17 protein-coding genes are annotated in these 17,560 nt (G+C 70.9%); 13 read left to right on the top strand and 4 right to left on the bottom strand.

The genetic code is table 11. The features are described from left to right. Positions 1 to 18: 18 nt before the first annotated feature. The 5 genes from AC1PME_RS04085 to AC1PME_RS04105 all read left to right on the top strand — a co-directional run bounded on the left by AC1PME_RS04085 (position 19) and on the right by AC1PME_RS04105 (position 4,960). Entirely contained in the window at positions 19 to 1,443 is a 1,425-nt protein-coding gene (locus AC1PME_RS04085; protein WP_481097387.1) for a nicotinate phosphoribosyltransferase, read from the top strand. Positions 1,444 to 1,453: 10 nt separating this feature from the next. Next, on the top strand, positions 1,454 to 2,560 hold the full coding sequence (locus AC1PME_RS04090; protein WP_481097388.1) for a radical SAM family protein: 1,107 nt from the start codon (positions 1,454 to 1,456) through the stop codon (positions 2,558 to 2,560). Continuing rightward, a complete protein-coding gene (locus AC1PME_RS04095) occupies positions 2,553 to 3,599 on the top strand; it encodes a DNA methyltransferase (RefSeq protein WP_481097389.1) in 1,047 nt (348 codons plus the stop codon). Before AC1PME_RS04090 ends, AC1PME_RS04095 begins: the two co-directional genes overlap by 8 nt. A gap of 124 nt (positions 3,600 to 3,723) precedes the next feature. After that, positions 3,724 to 4,458: a DUF2242 domain-containing protein gene (locus AC1PME_RS04100; RefSeq protein ID WP_481097390.1), complete on the top strand. Its 735-nt coding sequence runs from the start codon at positions 3,724 to 3,726 to the stop codon at positions 4,456 to 4,458. 133 nt (positions 4,459 to 4,591) lie between these two features. Beyond that, positions 4,592 to 4,960 carry a glycine zipper 2TM domain-containing protein gene (locus tag AC1PME_RS04105; protein WP_048492391.1) on the top strand — a complete coding sequence of 123 codons (369 nt, stop codon included), beginning with the start codon at positions 4,592 to 4,594 and terminating at the stop codon, positions 4,958 to 4,960. A gap of 139 nt (positions 4,961 to 5,099) precedes the next feature. Here AC1PME_RS04105 and AC1PME_RS04110 read toward each other — a convergent pair whose 3' ends face one another. Further along, a complete protein-coding gene (locus tag AC1PME_RS04110) occupies positions 5,100 to 5,990 on the bottom strand; it encodes a TIGR01777 family oxidoreductase (RefSeq protein ID WP_481097391.1) in 891 nt (296 codons plus the stop codon). A gap of 187 nt (positions 5,991 to 6,177) precedes the next feature. On the opposite strand from AC1PME_RS04110, the gene AC1PME_RS04115 reads away from it, so the two are divergent. Next, a complete protein-coding gene (locus AC1PME_RS04115; RefSeq protein WP_481097392.1) occupies positions 6,178 to 7,488 on the top strand; it encodes a hypothetical protein in 1,311 nt (436 codons plus the stop codon). 69 nt (positions 7,489 to 7,557) lie between these two features. Next, positions 7,558 to 8,502, top strand: coding sequence for a phosphogluconate dehydrogenase (NAD(+)-dependent, decarboxylating) (gene gnd / locus AC1PME_RS04120; RefSeq protein WP_307548659.1), 945 nt, complete (start codon positions 7,558 to 7,560; stop codon positions 8,500 to 8,502). A 10-nt stretch (positions 8,503 to 8,512) separates the two neighbouring features. On the opposite strand, the gene AC1PME_RS04125 is transcribed toward gnd, so the two are convergent. Then, entirely contained in the window at positions 8,513 to 9,553 is a 1,041-nt protein-coding gene (locus AC1PME_RS04125; protein WP_481097393.1) for an oxidoreductase, read from the bottom strand. Between the two features lie 144 nt (positions 9,554 to 9,697). Here AC1PME_RS04125 and AC1PME_RS04130 point away from each other — a divergent pair, with 144 nt between their 5' ends. The 5 genes from AC1PME_RS04130 to AC1PME_RS04150 all read left to right on the top strand — a co-directional run bounded on the left by AC1PME_RS04130 (position 9,698) and on the right by AC1PME_RS04150 (position 14,619). After that, a complete protein-coding gene (locus AC1PME_RS04130; RefSeq protein WP_254460415.1) occupies positions 9,698 to 10,114 on the top strand; it encodes a BON domain-containing protein in 417 nt (138 codons plus the stop codon). Between the two features lie 191 nt (positions 10,115 to 10,305). Beyond that, positions 10,306 to 10,650 carry a hypothetical protein gene (locus AC1PME_RS04135; protein WP_481097394.1) on the top strand — a complete coding sequence of 115 codons (345 nt, stop codon included), beginning with the start codon at positions 10,306 to 10,308 and terminating at the stop codon, positions 10,648 to 10,650. A gap of 199 nt (positions 10,651 to 10,849) precedes the next feature. Then, on the top strand, positions 10,850 to 12,661 hold the full coding sequence (locus AC1PME_RS04140; protein ID WP_307548665.1) for a sensor histidine kinase: 1,812 nt from the start codon (positions 10,850 to 10,852) through the stop codon (positions 12,659 to 12,661). Then, positions 12,658 to 13,098 (top strand): response regulator, encoded by a 441-nt coding sequence (locus AC1PME_RS04145; protein ID WP_019797077.1) that lies wholly within the window; start codon positions 12,658 to 12,660, stop codon positions 13,096 to 13,098. Before AC1PME_RS04140 ends, AC1PME_RS04145 begins: the two co-directional genes overlap by 4 nt. 6 nt (positions 13,099 to 13,104) lie before the next feature. Continuing rightward, positions 13,105 to 14,619 carry an ATP-binding response regulator gene (locus tag AC1PME_RS04150; protein ID WP_307548669.1) on the top strand — a complete coding sequence of 505 codons (1,515 nt, stop codon included), beginning with the start codon at positions 13,105 to 13,107 and terminating at the stop codon, positions 14,617 to 14,619. A 330-nt stretch (positions 14,620 to 14,949) separates the two neighbouring features. Here the strand turns inward: AC1PME_RS04150 and AC1PME_RS04155 are convergent, their stop codons facing one another. Beyond that, positions 14,950 to 15,789: a proteasome-type protease gene (locus tag AC1PME_RS04155; RefSeq protein WP_254460420.1), complete on the bottom strand. Its 840-nt coding sequence runs from the start codon at positions 15,787 to 15,789 to the stop codon at positions 14,950 to 14,952. A 96-nt stretch (positions 15,790 to 15,885) separates the two neighbouring features. On the opposite strand from AC1PME_RS04155, the gene folK reads away from it, so the two are divergent. Next, positions 15,886 to 16,374, top strand: a complete 489-nt coding sequence (gene folK, locus AC1PME_RS04160) for a 2-amino-4-hydroxy-6-hydroxymethyldihydropteridine diphosphokinase (protein WP_481097395.1) — start codon at positions 15,886 to 15,888, stop codon at positions 16,372 to 16,374. Between the two features lie 436 nt (positions 16,375 to 16,810). Here folK and AC1PME_RS04165 read toward each other — a convergent pair whose 3' ends face one another. Further along, a complete protein-coding gene (locus AC1PME_RS04165; RefSeq protein ID WP_254460422.1) occupies positions 16,811 to 17,545 on the bottom strand; it encodes a pteridine reductase in 735 nt (244 codons plus the stop codon). Between the last annotated feature and the right edge of the window lie 15 nt (positions 17,546 to 17,560).

The following is a 17,560-nucleotide window of genomic DNA, read 5'->3' on the forward strand; positions in this document are numbered from 1 at the left end:
CGCGAAGGAGCTTCCGTCATGCAATGCCTGAACAACCTGCTGCTCAACACCGACAGCTACAAGGCCAGCCACTGGCTGCAATACCCGCTCGGCACCGACGCCACGTTCTTCTACGTGGAATCGCGCGGCGGCGTCTACGATCGCACGGTCTTCTTCGGCCTGCAGTCGATCCTCAAGGAGGCGCTGGGCCGCCCTGTCACCCATGCCGACATCGACGAGGCGCGCGACCTGTTCGCCGCGCACGGCGAGCCGTTCAACGAGGCAGGCTGGCGCGACATCGTCGACCGCCTCGGCGGCCAGTTGCCGATCCGCATCCGCGCCGTGCCCGAGGGCAGCGTGGTGCCGACCCACAACGCGCTGATGACCATCGAGTCCACCGACGCGCAGGCCTACTGGGTGCCGTCGTACCTGGAGACGCTGCTGCTGCGCATCTGGTACCCGGTGACGGTGGCCACGGTGAGCTGGCACGCCAAGCAGACCCTGCGCCAGTTCCTGGAGCGCACCAGCGACGATCCGGACGGGCAGTTGCCGTTCAAGCTGCACGACTTCGGCGCGCGCGGCGTGTCCAGCCTGGAATCGGCGGCGATCGGCGGCGCGTCGCACCTGGTCAACTTCCTCGGCACCGACACCGTGTCCGGGCTGCTGCTGGCGCGCGCGCATTACCACGAGCCGATGGCCGGCTATTCGATCCCCGCCGCCGAGCACAGCACCATCACCAGCTGGGGCCGCGAGCGCGAGGTCGAGGCCTACCGCAACATGCTCGCGCAGTTCGGCAAGCCCGGCGGCGTGGTCGCGGTGGTGTCGGACAGCTACGACATCTTCCACGCGATCCGCGAGCACTGGGGCCGCACCCTGCGCGAGCAGGTGATCGCCTCCGGCGCCACCGTGGTGATCCGCCCCGACTCCGGCGATCCGGTGGCGGTGGTGCACCAGTGCCTGGAACTGCTCGACGAGGCCTTCGGCCACAGCGTCAACGGCAAGGGCTACAAGGTGCTCAACCACGTGCGGGTGATCCAGGGCGACGGGGTCAACCCGACCAGCATCCGCGCGATCCTCGAGCGCATCACCAGCGCCGGCTACGCCACCGACAACCTGGCCTTCGGCATGGGCGGCGCACTGCTGCAGCGGCTCGACCGCGACACCCAGAAGTTCGCGCTGAAGTGCTCGGCCGCGCGCGTCGATGGCCGCTGGATCGACGTCTACAAGGATCCGGTCACCGACAAGGGCAAGCTCAGCAAGCGCGGCCGCATGCGCCTGCTGCGGCACCGCGAGTACGGCAGCTATCGCACCGAGCCGGTGGCGGCCGATGCGGTCTCGGCCGAGTCGGTCGCCGGCCCGGCCGGCTACGACGATGCGATGGTCACCGTCTGGGAGAACGGCCGCCTGCTGCACGACTGGACCTTCGCCGAGGTGCGCGCGCGCGCGAACGCCGCGCGCCTGTAAGGGGGCGGCCATGCACGCGCCCCTGCCGAGTGCGCCGCCGTTGAGCGGCGGCTCGCCGCTGTTCGCCGCGCTGCGCGCCAGCACCCCGCACCTGGAATGGCGGGTGCCGGCCGCCGCCGATGCGTCGCGCTGGCGACGGCAGCGCATCGGCGCGCGCGACTACCGCGTCGCGCAGCCGGTGACCTTCACCCCTTACGCGTCGGTGCGGCCGTGTTCGGCGCGCTGCCGCTTCTGTTCGGAAACCCTGCGGCCGCAGGGCGGCGGCACCGCCGCGGCCAGCCTGCGGCCGCCGCCGGATTACTTCGCGCAGTTGCGCCAGGCGCTGGCGCAGTTGCGCGGGCTGCCGCTGTCGCACTCGCTGTCGGGGCTGGAGATGACCGACGACGAAGACTGGTTCGTGGAACTGCTGCAGACCCTGGGCACGGCCGAGCGCGAGGGCCTGCTGGTCGAGCAGCGGGTGCTGTACAGCAACGGCGCCGGCTTCGCCCGCGGCCGCGGCGAGCTTCTGCTGCAGGCGTTGCAGCGCTTCGGCCTGTCCTGGCTGGAACTGTCGCGGCACCATCCGCAGCAGGCGCGCAACGACGCGATCATGCGTTTCCGCTCTGGCGTGGCGATCGCCGATGCGGACGTCTTCGTCGCCACCGCGCAGCGCATCGCCGCGGCGCTGCCGCTGCGCCTGGTGTGCATCCTGCAGCGCGGCGGCATCGCCGACGCCGCCGGCGTCGCCGCCTACCTGCGGTGGGCGCGGCAATGCGGGGTGCGCACGGTGATCTTCCGCGAGTTCTCCCGGCTCGGCGACGGCTACCGCGACGGCGGCACCGCGCGCTATCTGGCGCAGGCGCGGGTCGCGGTGGAGCAGGTGCTGGGTGACTGCATGGCGGCGCCATGGTGGCGCGACCTGCAGCCGCTGCAGATCACCGAGGGCTACTACTTCTGGAATGTGCGCCTGGCCACCGCCGACGGCATGGAGGTGGTGTTCGAGACGTCCGACTACGCCGCGATGCAGGCGCGCCACGACAGCGGCGACATCTACAAGCTGGTGTTCTTCGCCGACGGCCGGCTGTGCGCCGGCTGGCAGCCGGACCGCGATCTGCTGTGGCGGGCGTCGCATGGATAGCCGCAGCTGGTGGACGCCGCTACCGGATCCGCCGGAACATCGGCTGCCGGAGGACCTGCGCCGGCGCGATCCGCTGGGCGCGCGCGACTGCGGTTGGGTCGGGCAGATGCGGCCGTTCGTCCGCCACTTCAGCGCCCCCGGCGCACGCGTGCTGGATCCGTTCTGCGGTTTCGGCAGCACCTTGCTGGCGGCCGCCCTGGAAGGCCGCCACGGCATCGGCCTGGAGATCGACGCGGCGCGCGCGGCGCTGGCGCGCGAACGGCTGCAGCGGCTCGGCCTGCAGGCCGAGGTGCTGGACGGCGGCTTGCCGCACTGCGCGCCGGCCGCACCGGTGGACCTGTGCCTGACCAACGTGCCGTACTTCGGCTGCGCCTGGCCGGCCGCGGCGGCGCCCGGCCAGCTCTACGCCAGTGCCGACTACGCCGCCTATCTGCATGGTCTGCGCGCGGTGTTCCATGGGGTGCGCCGCCACCTGCGCGAGGACGGCTTCTGCATCGCGATGGTGGAGAACGTCCAGCTCGGCGAGACCACGGTGCCGCAGGCCTGGGACCTGGCGCGGATCCTCGGCAGCCTGTTCGCGCCCTGCGCCGAGCGCGTGCTGTGCTACCCGCGCGAGACGGCGCAGCCGCTGGCGCCCGGCGACACCCGCAGCGATCGCAGCCACGAGTACGCGCTGGTGTTCCAGCACCGGCGCCAGCCGATCGACCTGCCCGGCACGGCGCAGTTGCTGGCGGCCCTGCGCGCCGACGGCTTCGCGTTTGCGCTGTACGGCAGCTATCCGCGCTGGCTGGCCGATCCGGCGGCGGCGCCGCGCCTGCCCGGCGACGTCGACCTGCTGCTGCCGCGCGACCTGGACGGCCTGCTGCGGCTGCTCGACTGGCTGCGCGCGCGTGGCTTCCTGCTGAGCCTGTGGGGCGAGCCGCTGGCCGCAGCGCCGACCCTGGAGCTGCTCGACGCCCACCACTACCTGCGCGGCGAACGCCGCGACCGCGATGGCCGCCTGCTGCGCGTGGACCTGGCGCTGGAACCCGCCGCCTGACGCGGCGGCGGTCGGGCCGCACGTCTCGCTAACCGCGGGATGAGCGGCCGCGGCGTCGTCAAGGCCGCGCCGACGCGCTTGCGGCTATCCTTTGCCGCGGTTCCCTCTCTCCGGTCAACGGCCTATGTCCGCTCCCTCCAAGGTTCTCGCCATTCCTGCGCTCGTGCTGGTCGCGATCGGCCTGAGCGGCTGCTTCGCCCGCAAGCAGGACGGGCTGGTGAAAGAGACCTTCAATTCCGACAACACCTATTCGCGCAACTACCCGGTGCAGCCGGCACAGGCCTGCGAATCGGCGCGCCGCGCGCTGCTCAGCCAGGGCTACGTGGTGTCCAAGGCCACCGCCGATGCGGTGGAAGGCACCAAGAACTTCCAGCCCAACGACGATCTGCACGAGCAGTTGGAACTGCGCGTGTCCTGCGTGGGGCATGGGCAGGACGAATCCTGGGTGTTCGTCAGCGCGTTGCAGGACCGGTATGCGCTGAAGAAGAGCCCGACTTCGGCCAGCGTCGGCGTCGGTGTGCTCGGCTCGGTGTCGCTGCCGATCGGCAGCAGCGACGACTCGATGGTGCGGGTGGCCAGCAGCACCGTGCAGGACAGCGACTTCTACAAGCGCTTCTTCCAGCTGATGAGCGAATACCTGCCGAAGAACAAGCCGGCGCCGGAGCCGCCGGCGCATCCGCCTGCCGCCGCGGCCGTGACTGCGCCGGCACCGCCTGCACCTGCACCCGCGCCGTCCGCCATGCCGACGCCGACGTCTGCGGCGGTGCCCACGCCGCCGCCTGCACCTGTCCCCGCCACTGCGGCGCAGCCGCCTGCCGTGACGGCCCCGCAGAGCGGCGAACCCGGCGGCGCCGACTGATTCAGGCGCGGCTGCGGAAGCTGAATCCGCGCGATTTCGCTTCACGAACCATTCGCGAAGTCGATGCGAAGGTGGCGCCCGTCGAGAGCGCGATGCGTGTGCGCATCAGCTCCGCCACCCAGGAGCCATCAGCATGAACACTCTCAAGTCCGCCTTGTGTCTTTCCGTGCTCGCCATCGCCACGGCCGCCGCGCCTCTGGCCGAGGCGCAGCGCCACTACGGCCCGGAGGACAACGGCCGCCGCTTCAGCGACGGCACCCGCGTGCACTGCAAGAAGGTCGCGGTGCGCAAGAACAGCACCGACCCCGACCGCATCGGCGGCACCCTGGCGGGTGCGGCGATCGGCGGCCTGCTCGGCAACCAGATCGGCAAGGGCGATGGCCGCAAGCTGGCCACGGTCGGCGGCGCGGTCGCCGGTGGCGCGACCGGCCGCTACATCCAGGGCCAGCGCCAGCAGGCCAACGGCAATCGCGTGGTCGAGACCGTCTGCAAGCGCTACTGAGTCGCGCGCACGGACGCTGTCCCCCGGCGTCTCGCGCCGGCGCAGCGACCTGATGCAACACGCCCCGGCGGAGGCCTCCGCCGGGGCGTTTGCGTTTCGGTGAGTGCGGCGGCGCTGCGCGCTCGGCCGCCGCACCGGCTCAGTCGGCGAGCAGGGCGCGCAGTGCCGTCTCCAGCTCCGGATAACGGAACAGATAGCCTTCGCGCTGCGCGCGTGCCGGCAGCACGCGCTGGCTGCCGAGCAACAGGTCGGCCATCTCGCCGAAGGCCAGGCGCAGCGCGGCCGCCGGCATCGGCACCAGCGCGGGACGGTGCAGGGTCGCGGCGAGTTGCTGGGCGAACGCGGCGTTGGTCGCCGGCGCCGCCGCGGTGGCGTCGTAGGCGCCTTCGCCGCCATGCTGCAGCAGCCACAGCAGCAGGCCGACCTGGTCGTCGCGGTGGATCCAGCTCATCCACTGGCGGCCGTCGCCCATGCGCCCGCCCATCCCGAACCGGAACGGCAGCAGCATCCGCGCCAGCGCGCCGCCGTCGCGGCCCAGCACCACGCCGGTGCGGACCAGGCTGGTGCGCACCCCCAGCGCCTGCGCGTGCAGCGCCTCGGCCTCCCAGTCGCGGCACAGCTGGGCGGAGAAGTCGTCGCCCGGTGTGCTGTCTTCGTCCAGCACCTCGTCGCCGCGATTGCCGTAGTAGCCGATCGCCGAACCGGAGATCAGGCAGCCAGGGCGCTGCGCAGGATCGAGCTGGCGCATCCACTCGATCAGGGCGCGGGTGGTGCCGATCCGCGAGGTGCGGAAACGGCGCTTGCGGGTGGCGTTCCAGCGGCCCTCGCCCAGCGGTTCGCCGGCCAGGTTGATCACCGCATCGGCCGGTGCCGCGCGCAGCAGGTCGTCCAGCACCTGCACCGCCGGCAACAGCCGCGCCGCGCGTGCGGGGTCGCGGGTGAGCACGCTGACCCGGTGCCCGGCGTCGAGCAGGGCGGGGCAGAGCGCGCGGCCGATGAATCCGGTGCCTCCGGTGACGAGCACGTGCATGCAGGGGGGATCGCTTGCGCCAAGAGAGCCGCAGTGTAGAGGCGCCGGGCATGGCGGAAGAGTGAATGCCGCGGCGGGCGTCGGCGCGGCAGGCGATTTCGCGACGTCTGCACGCGGCGCGCGGCAGGCTGCGCAGGCCCCGCCTGCCGCGCGGCCAACGGAAACCGCCGCTCGCGATGCCCGCTCCATGATCCGACTGCCGAGATTCGCTCGCGTTGCACGTCTGCGTCGCGGCGCCGGCCTGCTGCTGGCCGTGCTGCTGGCCAGCGCCGCGGCCGACGCCGCACCGGCGCCGGCCGACCAGGCCAGCGCGGATTGCCTGGCGGCGCTGCTGCAGCGGCTGGGCTGGCGCATCGGCAGTACCTCCGCCGCGCAGCCGCAGATCGCGGCAGGCGCGCCGTGCGAGCGCGGATCCCTGGCCGAGGCGCAGGCGCATGGCGACCTGCAGGCGGCCTTGCCCGCGGCCTGGAACGACGCGCAACGGCAGCAGGCGCTGCGCGCCTTGCTGGACACGCCGGCGACGCAGTGCGGCTACTTCCTGCAACTGGGCGCGGCCACCGCGCGCGCGGTTGCGCGCCTGCAGGACAATCCCGGCTATCGCTTCTCGGCGCTGCAACTGGGCTGGATCGGGTTCGGCCTGCGCGGCGCGCAGGCGCAGGGCTGGGAGCGCTTCCGCAGCTTCGGCCGTGGCTACCGCCCGGCCGGCGGCAATGCGCAGGCGATCGAGGCGTTCTACAGCGGCCACGTGCGTTCGGAATGCGGCGTGGGCCGGCAGATCGCGCAATTGGCCACGCAGCGCGAGCTGTATGGCGATGCCTCGTTCGATCGTGCGTTCAGCGCCGACGAACTGGCGATCGGCACCTTCCTGACTCTGCACGACACCGACAGCATCCTGCTCGGCGCGCACGCCGGCGCGTTCTTCGCCGACGGCAAGGCGGCCAGGACCGCGCAACGCGGCCGCGCCGCCTTCCTCGGCGCGCCCGGCTACATCGTGCACGTGTTCGAGCGCCGCTACCTGGACGACATCAACAACCAGGCGGAGAACTTCGTGGTCGCCGCGGTCAGCGCCGAGGCCGCGGCGGCGCTGCGCGCGCACGGCGGCTTCGCGTACTACGACGGCCAGAACCGGCGCATCTGGGAGCTGGCGCAGGCGCTGCGCGGTCCAGGGCGCGAGCGCTTCGAGCGGCTGCTGTACGCGCGCGACCCGGCGCTGCGCGCAGGCCTGGACCCGGCGCAGCGGGCGGTGCTCGCGCAGCTCGACGCCCTGCTCGGCGATCCGTTCTACCGCGGCTTTCAGGTCTACGTGCATCCCAAGGGCGTCAAGCCGATCGGCTACCACGTGGCGCGGCTGCTGGACCGCAACCCGCGCACGCCGTTCGCGATCGAGCTGACCCTGCACAACCTGCACACCACGCTGTACCAGCGCTGGCGCGACCTGCAGCTGCGCGATTGCGCCCGGATGCCGCCGCCGGCGTCCGCCGCGGCACCGGTGCCTTAGCTGCGCGTCACGTCGGCGGCGCCACTTCGTGAGACCCTAACCCTCCTTTTTTCGAACCGGGAACGACGCATGGAACTGGGACTTGTAGGCTTGGGCCGGATGGGCGCGAACATGGCCGAGCGGCTGGTGCGCGGCGGGCACCGCGTGGTCGGTTTCGACCTGGGCGAGGCCGCGCGCAGCGCCGCGCAGCAGCGCGGGGTGGAAGCGGTCGACAGCATGGCCGCGCTGGTCGCGGCGCTGCCGGCGCCGCGCGCGGTGTGGCTGATGGTGCCCGCCGGCAAGGTGGTCGACGACACCCTGGCCGCGCTGCTGCCGCTGCTGGACAAGGGCGATGTGGTGATCGACGGCGGCAATTCCTATTACAAGGATTCGATGCGCCGCGCCGGCGAACTGGCCGCGCACGGCATCGCCTACGTCGACTGCGGCACCAGCGGCGGCGTGTGGGGCCTGCAGGAGGGCTATAGCCTGATGATCGGTGGCGACACCGCGGCGGTGCAGCGCCTGCACGACGTGTTCGCGACGCTGGCGCCGGCAGCCGATGCCGGCTGGGGACACGTCGGCCCCAGCGGCGCCGGCCACTTCACCAAGATGGTCCACAACGGCATCGAGTACGGGTTGATGCAGGCCTATGCCGAAGGCTTCGCGCTGATGGGGCGCAAGCAGGAGTTCGCGCTGGATCTGCACCAGGTGGCCGAGGTCTGGCGCCAGGGCAGCGTGGTGCGGTCCTGGCTGCTGGACCTGTGCGCGGATGCGCTGGGCGCCAATCCGACCCTGTCCGGGATCGCGCCGTTCGTCCAGGACTCCGGCGAAGGCCGCTGGACCGTGGCCGAGGCGATCGACCTGGACGTGCCGGCGCCGGTGATCACCCTCTCGCTGCTCGAGCGGCTGCGCTCGCGCGAGGACGATTCGTTCGCCGACAAGCTGCTGGCGGCGATGCGCAACCAGTTCGGCGGTCACGCGATCAAGCACGAGGGCGGCGACGCGCCCGCGCCGGGCGGCACGCGTCCGGCCTGACGCGCGCGGCTCAGTCCAGCGCCACGCTGCAGCCAGTGGCGGCGCTGCGCACGCCCGCCTCGAGCAGGCGCATCACCGCCAGCGCCTGCGCCGCATCCACCGGCGCCGGCGCGCGCCCGGCCACTGCCTCGCGAAAGGCCGCGTAGCAGTCGCGGTAATCGCCGCGATGCGCGGGCACGGGCTGGACGGTGTGGGTGCCGTCGGCACCGACCAGGTGCAACTGGCCGGGCAGGGGATCTTCGCCCCAGTCCGGCGCGCCCGGGACGACGCCGGCGCGCAACTGCGCTTCCTGCGTGTCCAGGCCGTGCTTGAGGTAGCTGCCGCCGGTGCCGTGGACCGCGAAGCGCAGCCCGTTCGCGGCGACCAGCGAGCCGGCATGCAGCACCACCCGCAGCCGCGGATAGCGCAGCACCGCATGCACGTAGTCCACCGCCTGCGCGCCGGTGCGCTGCAGCGCCAGGTCGGCCTGCACCGAGTGCGGGGGCCCGAACAGTTGCAGCGCCTGGTCGAGCAGGTGCGGCCCCAGGTCGAACCACAGCCCGGAGCCGGGCAGCGCGTGCTCGCGCCAGCGGTCGCCGACCTGCGGACGGTAGCGATCGAAGTGCGAGTGGAACTCGGCGATCTCGCCCAGCGTGCCCGCCTCCAGCAGGGCGCGCACGCCCAGGAAGTCGCCGTCCCAGCGCCGGTTCTGGAACACGCTGACGATGCGGCCGACGCGCTGCGCCTGTTCGAGCACCTGCTGCGCTTCGGCCACGTCCAGGGTGAACGGCTTGTCCACCAGCACGTGCTTGCCCTGCGCCAGGGCGGCCAGCGCCAGCGGCGCGTGGGTCTGGTTGGGCGTGGCGATCACCACCGCGTCGACCTGCGGGTCGGCGAAGGCCTGTGCGGCATCGGCGACCACGCGCGCCTGCGGCCAGGCCGCGCTGGCGGCCTCGGCCTGGCGCGAGACCACGGTATGCAGGCGCAGGCCGGGCGTGTGTGCGATCAGCGGCGCATGGAAGGTGCGGCCGACATAGCCGAAGCCGAGCAGGGCGAGATTGACGTCGGACATGGGCGTGGGCGCAAGCGGCGGAACCACAGTATCGCCCGGCCCGGGGCGGCAGGTTGCGCATTCACGCTGCGGCGATTGTGCGGTCACGCCGCCTGTACGACGGCGTAGGGGAGACTGCGCACACTTTCAGCGGAGGAGAACACGATGAAGACGATCAATGCACGCACCCTGCTCGGCGCCACCCTGGTGGCCGGTTTCGCGTTCGGCGCCGGCCAGGCGTTCGCGGCCGGCCAGACCACCGGCGCCAAGGACCACGGCAGCATGGGCCAGCAGGACACCATGCAGCACGACACCACGGCCCACGACGCCAGCCGCCACGACTCCAAGGAGCCGGTCACCGACACCTGGATCACCACCAAGGTCAAGGCCGACCTGCTGGCGACCAAGGACGTCAGCGGCACCGAGATCAAGGTCGAGACCGTCAACGGCACGGTGAAGCTGTCGGGCGCTGTCGCGACCAAGGCGGAGAAGGACAAGGCGGTGTCGGTCGCCAAGATGATCGACGGCGTCAAGAAGGTGGATGCGTCCGGCCTGAAGGTCAGCGCCACCGCCAAGAAGTAAGTTTTGCGATCCGCAGCCGCGGGTGGGGATGCGACGAGGCGCCCCACCCGCGACAGCCGGCCTGCGACGCACCCTGCGGGGTGCGTTTTTTATTGGGAGGCGCGGAAAATCCGCGACGCCCATCGCATTTCGCGTGGTTTTGACATCTGCTCGGACATCATCCCTTCATGTTCGTCAACGGATCACGCGCGATGTTGGACACCCAACCCCACCCGGCCGCGGGGCACGCGGCCGCGGCCGCCGAAGCGTTGGGCGCCGCGCTGTCCGGCCCCGGCGCGCGGCCGTCGCCGCTGCTGACGGCGGTGCGTCGGCTCGAAGGGCAGTTGAGCATGCTGTTGACCACCTTTCACGACGATGCCGGTTTCTGGCCGGCATTCTCCGCAGTGATGCAGGAGCTGGACCAGGCCCTGAGCCAGTCCGAGCGCCAGCGCCTGCGCAGCCATGCCGATTTCCTGCTGGTCCGCGCAGGCATGCCGGCGTGGACCCTGGTCGGCCCCACCGCCGGTTGCGTCCCCGCCCCGGTGCGCCGGCCCTGAGCGCGGCTCGCGCGTGGCGCTCCCGGGGGCGGCCGCGTGCCGCCCGTTTCGTCGTGCGTGCGGGCTGGGATAGAGTCCGCGCATCTGTCGCGATCGGGGTGTCGCGCTTCCGCTGAATAATTCATCTGCTGCCGGGGAAGATGGGCGACAATGCGCGCCCGCGATGGCCGCAGCCGTTCCTTCTTTTTACGCACCCGCTATGCAGACCATCGCCAAACACGATGCTTGGGACCGCTGGCGCTTGCCGCTGCTGGCATTGGCTGTCGTCCTGATCGTTATCCTGCCCTCGCTGCTGCTGCGGCAGATGAATGCCAGCACCTTGCGCGCGGCCGACTGGGTCGGCCATAGCCAGGAAGTGACCGCCACCCTGAACGCGATGGAGGCGGACATGCGCGACATGGAGTCGGCGGCGATGGCGATGTCGCACGGCGTGCAGTCGCCGATTCTGGACGCGCGCTTGAAAGAGGCGCGCGCGTCGTTGCCGCCGACCATGGCCCACCTGGCCGAACTGACCCGCGACAACCCCGACCAGCAGGTCCGCGTCGGGCGCCTGCAGAGTACGTTGGAGCGGCGCGGGCTGATCGCCGAGCGGATCGCGCAGACGCGCGATCCGGAGCGGATTCGCGCCCTGATCCAGGACATGACCGCCGACAACCCGGTCCGCGGCCTGATCGCCGAACTGCAGCGGCGCGAGGACGAACTGCTGCGCGAGCGCACCGCCGACGCCGATCAGCGCCGCATGCTCGCCTCGATGATGAGCTGGACCTCGCTGCTGGTGCAGTTGCTGCTGCTGGGCCTGGTGATCTGGCTGCTGCAGCGGCAGATCGGCCGGCGCCTGGACGCCGAGCGCCACATGCTGCGCGCCAACAGCCGCGCCGCGGCGGTGCTGCAGACCGTGCGCGAGCCGATCGTGCTGCTCGACGGCACGCAGCGGATGATGATGCACAACACCGCCTTCGCCGAACTGTACGGCATGGACCTGGCCGATCCGCCGAAGATGCTGGCCGACGTCGGCGATGGCGTCTGGCGCGATCCGCTCATCGTCCAGCGCCTGGCCGACGTGATGTTGCGCGGACGCGAATTGTGGGATTTCGAGCACGAACAACTCGGCGCCGATGGCGTACCAAGGACCATGTTGCTGAATGCGCGGCGCATGCCGCTGCCGGACAGCGAGGATGAAGTGGTGTTGATGACGGTCAGCGATATCACCCTGCAGAAAACCGCGCAGCAGCGCATCCAGGAGCTGAACCGGCAACTGGAGGGCAAGATCGAGCAGGTGTCGGAAGTCAATCGCGAACTGGAGGCGTTCAGCTACTCGGTCTCGCACGACCTGCGCGCGCCGCTGCGCCATGTCGCCGGCTTCGCCGACAAGCTGGCCCGTCATCTGGGCGACGGCGCCGACGAGAAGAGCCGGCATTACCTGGAGGTGATCGGCACCTCGGCGCGGCGCATGGCCTCGCTGATCGACGACCTGCTGGTCTATTCGCGCCTGGGCCGCAGCGCGTTGCGCCTGCAGGCGGTGGACATGCAGTCGCTGGTGGCGGAGACGCGCTCGGTGCTGGACGCCAACTACCAGTCCGACCAGGGCGGCAGCGGCCACCGCATCGAGTGGAGCATCGCGCCGTTGCCGATCCTGGTCGCCGACGAGAACATGATGCGGCAGCTGTGGCTGAACCTGCTCGGCAACGCGGTCAAGTACAGCGCCAAGCGCGAGGTCGCGCAGATCGAGGTCGGCTACCAGGTGCAGCCGGACGGCAGCCACCATTTCAGCGTGCGCGACAACGGCGCCGGCTTCGACATGACCTACGCGGCCAAGCTGTTCGGCGTGTTCCAGCGCCTGCACAAGGCCAGCGAGTACTCCGGCACCGGCATCGGCCTGGCCAGCGTGCGCCGCGTGCTGACCCGCCATGGCGGCCAGATCTGGGCCGAATCCGCCCCCGACCAGGGCGCCACCTTCCATTTCGTTCTGCCCCCGGCGCCCGAAGCGTCCCCTACCGAGTTCATCGCATGACCGCCATCCGCACCATCCTGCTTGCCGAAGACAGCCCCGCCGATGCCGAAATGGCGGTGGATGCGTTGCGCGACGCGCGTCTGGCCAATCCCATCGTGCACGTCGAGGACGGCGTGGAGGCGATGGACTACCTGCTGCGCCGCGGCGCCTACGCCGACCGCGAGGAAGGCCTGCCGGCGGTGCTGCTGCTGGACATCAAGATGCCGCGCATGGACGGCCTGGAAGTGCTCAAGCTGGTGCGCAGCGACGAGTCGCTCAAGCGCCTGCCGGTGGTGATCCTGTCGTCCTCGCGCGAGGAAAGCGACCTGGCGCGCAGCTGGGACCTGGGCGTCAACGCCTACGTGGTCAAGCCGGTGGACGTGGACCAGTTCTTCACCGCGGTGAAGACGCTGGGGACCTTCTGGGCGCTGATCAACCAGGCGCCGGACAAAGAGTAAGCGCGCATGCCCACCACCGGCCCCAGGCTTGGCCCGATCCGGATCCTCATGGTGGAGGATTCGCCGGAGGACGCCGAGCTGCTGTCCGACCAGTTGCTGGACGCCGGCCTGGAGGCGACGTTCCGCCGCGTGGAAAGCGAGCCGGCGCTGCGCGACGCGCTGGGCGAGTTCGCGCCGGATATCGTGCTGTCGGACCTGAGCATGCCCGGTTTCTCCGGGCACGAGGCCTTGCGGGTGGTGCGCGAGGACGGCAACGCGGTGCCCTTCATCTTCGTCTCCGGCACCATCGGCGAGGAGACCGCGGTGGAGGCGCTGCGCGACGGCGCCAACGACTACATCATTAAGCACAACCCCACGCGCCTGCCGTCGGCGGTGGCGCGCGCCATCCGCGAGGCCCGCACCGAGCGCGAGCGGCAGCGGGTCGAGCGCGAGCTGATGCGCGCGCAGCGCCTGGAGAGCCTGGCCCTGCTCGCCGCCGGCCTCAGCCACGACCTGCGCAACATCCTGCAGCCGCTGCTGATCGTGCCGGAACTGCTGGTCGGACGCAGCGACGATCCGCAGCTGCGGCACCTGGCCGACGTCATCGCCGAATGCGGCCGGCGCGGCCACGAGATGGCCGAGTCGATGCTGTCCTTCGTGCGCGGCTCGCGCACGCCCAGCGAGCCGGTGCGGCTCGCCGAGCTGTTCCAGGCGGTGCAGATGCTGCTCAAGAGCAGCCTGCCGGAGCGGGTGACGCTGCAGGTCGACGTGGCCGATGCGGCGCTGTCGATCGAAGCCAACTACACCGAATTGCAGCAGTGCCTGCTCAACCTCGGCCTCAACGCGATCCAGGCGATGCCCGACGGCGGCCATCTGAGCTTCTCGGCGGCGCCGGCGATCGGCGGCAACGGCAGCGAGCAGGTGCGCATCCTGGTCCGCGACACCGGCATGGGCATGGACGCGGACACCCAGGCGCGGCTGTTCAGCCCGTTCTTCACCACCAAGCCGGACGGTACCGGTTTGGGCCTGATCTCGTGCAAGCGCATCGTCGAGAGCTACGGCGGCCGCATCGGCGTGGACAGCACGCCGGGCGAGGGCACCTGTTTCGAGCTGCTGATGCCGCTGCGCGCGCCGCTGCCGTCGTTCGAGCCGGAGCCGTCGCTGCCGATGGGCAAGGGCCAGCGCGTGCTGCTGGTCGACGGCGAGGCCACGCGCCTGTCGCTGCTCGGCAATGCGCTGTCCAGCCAGGGCTACCGCCCGCAGCTGGCGTCCGACGGTGCCGCCGCGCTGCGCGACGTCCAGGAGCACGGCCTGCCGGACCTGGTGATCGTCGACAGCGACATCATCCTGCTGTCGGCGGTGCGCCTGCTGCTGGCCCTGCAGGACCTGGGCTACCAGGGCCCGGCGATCGTGCTCGAGGACACCGGCACCACCCTGGAGCGCGACCACTTCCCCGCCGACATCGCCGTGCACGTCCTGCGCAAGCCGCTGGAGATGCAGCGCGTGTTCCGCGCTGTGGCGCATGCCCTTGAAAGCGGTTGAAGTGCTGGGAATGGGGAGGTGGGAATGGGGAATGGGAAAGGCAAAACAGCAACAGCGAGCGGCTTTCGCTGAGAGGCTGGCAATAGGAAGGCGGCAGCAAAACGACTGCCGTCTCGGCGGTAGGCATGCTCAAGCGCACGCTTCAGGAGTCGGGACTAGCGCTGCGATGCCCTATTCATCGCCGAGACGCTGATAACCAGGGTCGAAAAGGCAGCAGCGCCGCATTGCAGCCTGCAATGACGCGAGCGCCGACACGTCCCGTACACCGAAACGGAGGCATCGCACTCCGCTTTTACGATTCCCCACTCCCGATTCCCCACTCCCGGCCTTTCACTGCTGCGCAGACTGGTCTTCCGGGTCGCGCCGGGCCGGCGCGCGGCGCGGCGGCAGCGGCGGCAAGGCATTGCGCGCGGCGTCGTCGGGGTCTTCGGCCAATTCCGGTTCCCAGGGGAAGCGCGGCAGGGTGCGCACGGCGTTCTCCAGCTTGCGCGACCAGGTGTCGTGGATCTCGGCGTACAGCGGGGTGTCGGCTTCCAGGCGCATGCGCTCGGTCACCCGCAGGTCGTTGCGGCGGATCAGCGCCACATCGATCGGCATGCCCACCGACAGGTTGGAACGGATGGTCGAGTCCAGCGACACCAGCGCGGTGCGCGCGGCGTCTTCCAGTTGCATCTCCGAGCGGATGATGCGGTCCAGGATCGGCTTGCCGTACTTGGATTCGCCGATCTGCAGGTATGGCGTCTCCGGCGAGGTGGCGATGGCGTTGCCGAGCGGATAGATCATGTACAGGCCGGGTCGTTCGCCGGCGATCTGCCCGCCCAGGATCAGCGTCGACTGCACGTTGATGCCGCTGTGCTGGGATTGCTCGGAGAGCTTGACCTGGCTGGAGGCCAGCACCTCGCCGACGTACTCGGCGACCTCGAACAGGTGCCGGAAGGTGCGCAGGCTGCGCGGCGCGTCCGGATCGTCGGCGTCGCGCTGCAGGCGCGAGAGGGTCAGCTGCGTGGTCGCCAGGTTGCCGGCCGACATCAGCGCGAACACCGCCTGTCCCGGATACTCGAACACGTGCAGCTTGCGGTGAACGCGGACGTCGTCCAGCGAGGCGTTGGTGCGGGTGTCAGCGGCGAAGACCAGGCCTTCGTCCACTTCGATGCCGACGCAATAAGTCATGGCGATGCCGAAACCGGGTGCAACTGGATTCTATGCGGGGTAGTGACGGCTTGGCTAGCCGTTGACGCTCGCGGCCGCGGCATGCGCGAATAGCGCATGACCACCGTGCTTCTGAGCCTGGGCAGCAATCTGCGCCCGCATCACCACCTGGCCGCGGCGATCGCGGCGCTGCGCCGGCAGTTCGGCGCGATCGCGGTGTCGCCGACCTATCGCACCGCGGCGGTCGGGTTCGATGGCCCGGCCTTCCTGAACAACGCGGTGGCGCTGCAGACCGACTGGGAGCTGGCGCCGCTGGATGCCTGGCTGCATGCGCTGGAGGACGCGCATGGCCGCGACCGCAGCGGCCCACGTTTCAGCGACCGCACCCTGGACATCGACGTGGTGTTCTACGGCGACCGCATCGTCGAAGGCCCCGGCCACCTGCGCATCCCGCGCCCGGAGTTGCGCCACGCCTTCGTGCTCAAGCCGCTGGCCGACATCGCCGCCGACTTCGTCGACCCGGTCAGCGGCCAACGCCTGGGCGCGCTGTGGCAGGCGCATGCGGAGCATGGGACGACGTTCGAGGTGGTCGGGCTGGTTGAGTAGCGGGGATTGGGGAGTCGGGAGTGGGGATGGGGTGGCGGATGCGCTGTCGGGCCGGCCGTTTGCTCGCGTAGGAGCGGCTTCAGCCGCGACATGGGATCCGGTGGCGCCCGTCGCGGCTGAAGCCGCTCCTACAGAAGTGCGTGTCTTTCAGGCGAGCGGTGCAGATGTCTGGGATGCGAGCGGGCGGTGCCGTGCCGGCGCGGCTGGCGGAATCGGGGTGGGAGAGGCTTCAGCCCCGATGCTTGCACCAGTGTCGCGTCGGGGCTGAAGCCCCTCCCACATTGGCGATGCGGGCATTCCGAGGCGTGCGTTGCGTCGAGTTGTTCGCGACGCTGTGGCCAAACGCCAGACAGCGGCGGTGCGGAACGCATGCTGCAACCCGAATCCCGAATCCCGAATCCCCAATCCCGAATCCCCAATCCCCAATCCCCGCTCCTCACGTCAACCCGCGCCCGCCATCCACCCGCAAGGTCTGCCCGGTGACGAAGCCGGCGTCGTCGAGCAGCCAGCGCACGGCCTCGGCGATTTCCTCGACCTGGCCGGTGCGCGCCAGCGGCGTGCGTGCCAGCAGGGCCTGCTGCGCGGCGGCGTCCTTGCCGGCGTCGGGCCACAGGATCGCGCCGGGGGCAATGGCGTTGACCCGCACCTGCGGCGCCAGTTCCAGCGCCAGCGAGCGGGTCAGCATCGCCAGGGCGGCCTTGGCCGCGCTGTACAGCGGATGCGCGCGTAGCGGCTGTTCGGCGTGCAGGTCGGTGAGGTTGACGATCGCGCCGCCATGCTGGCGCAGCTGCGTGGCCGCGGCCTGCGCCAGGAACAGCGGCGCGCGCGCGTTGACCGCGAACAGGTCGTCCCATTGCGCCGGCGTGGCCTCGTGCAGTGGCGTGGGATAGAAGTTGGAGGCGTTGTTGACCAGCGCGTCGAGCCGGCCGAAGCGCGCCACGCACTGCGCCACCAGCGCGGGCAGCCGCGCGGTATCGCGCAGGTCGGCCTGCAGGGTCAGCGTGCTGCCGGCGCGCACCGCCTCCAGATCCTGCGCCAGCGCCTGCAACTCGGCCTGCGAGGTATGCGCATGCAGGGCGAGGTCGTAGCCGGCGGCGTGCAGGCGCCGGGCGATGCCGGCACCGATGCGCCGCGCGCTGCCGGTGATCAGGGCGACTTTGGTCTGGGTCATGTACGGGTTCCATGC

It is taken from the genome of Xanthomonas sp. NCPPB 901 (genome assembly GCF_056725085.1).